Here is a 1,213-nt window from a genome sequence, read left to right on the forward strand (position 1 = left end):
ACGCGACCACTTATGCCTCCGGCGGCCCCGATTCGTCCTCGTCACCTCGTCCCGACCCAACAAGGGGTCGGAACATAGGCTCCAAATGACTTGACGCCGTGTCGGATGGCCTTTTATTTTGTCTCCACCTTCGCTAACGCTCAGACTCCGACAAAACAACGGCCCTACGGCTATCGCGGACTAAAAATCATCACTTCGCTTAGGCTACCTTTCCCTGATTTTCAGCGACAGTATGCCTAGAAAATAAAACCAAAGCCAACATTGCCTTCATCAGGTACTGTTCCCTGTTTAGCATTTCTATTTCGATAATCTAATTTTATGACCACTTCAGGTATAGGTTTGTAATTAAATTCAACCTGAAAAATATCTTGATCATAACTTAAATCGTCAACATAACCCACTGGTGCAGTTGCATTTGTGTCAAATTTCTCATAACGGAAAAATGGCGCTAAATATTGAGAGGTACCAGGAAAAATAAGCGGTAATATATCATAAGCCACTTCTACATAGACACCATAATTCGAACTACCGATTGTTTCTCCTTTTAGTGCACTTAATGTTGCGGCATCTCCTATATGCCCCCAGGATCCAAGAACTCGTGTCTCAAAGCCATGATATTTCCATTCCATATGTGCTTCATATAGCTGCGTTAAAACATTGGCATCTACCTGACCCTGTCCAGAGTTACCTACATAACTTGATGCTCCTAATACCAAACCATGGACTTGAGAGGGAGTATAATCCAGACGCCCTATAAAAGCCCAGTCTTCAGCAAGAGCTTTCGAGCCCTTCTGCCTGCCCCCGCGTATCCCGGATGAACTGAAACCTTCCGCGTTTAAACCACTCACAGCATACATAGTATAATTTACATCAGGGGTGATCTCTCCAAAAAGCCCCCCCCAATATTACGCCAGGTACTTGGAATAATACGCCGTTCAACCTCTGGACGGTTATTACCGAAATAAAAGGGTGGCTCATGAATCAAGTTAACGCCCCCCATTGGAGCAAGCATCAAACCAGCGCGAACATTAAACAATGGATCAATCAAAAAATCCAGAGCCATCATTTCTACTGAGACCGAACCACTCTTGGGTGTTGAAGAATGTTCAAACTCAATTTCACTATTTAAAATAATTGAGTCATTGAACTTATAGCCAAAATAAAGCACTAATCGTTCAAGGTCGGCATTGTCATTCTTAGAGCCTTTATCTGC

Annotated in this window: 1 protein-coding gene and 1 pseudogene; both read right to left on the minus strand. The window is 43.4% G+C overall.

Annotation, left to right across the window (positions count from 1 at the left end; genetic code table 11):
* Positions 1-236 precede the first annotated feature (236 nt).
* Positions 237-848: a hypothetical protein gene (locus tag CDZ78_RS24150; protein WP_140414276.1), complete on the minus strand. Its 612-nt coding sequence runs from the start codon at positions 846-848 to the stop codon at positions 237-239.
* A 17-nt stretch (positions 849-865) separates the two neighbouring features.
* Positions 866-1,213 (minus strand): annotated as a pseudogene (locus CDZ78_RS24155) (hypothetical protein); the annotation flags it as partial.

It is taken from the genome of Bathymodiolus platifrons methanotrophic gill symbiont, from assembly GCF_002189065.1.
Lineage (GTDB): Bacteria > Pseudomonadota > Gammaproteobacteria > Methylococcales > Methylomonadaceae > Methyloprofundus.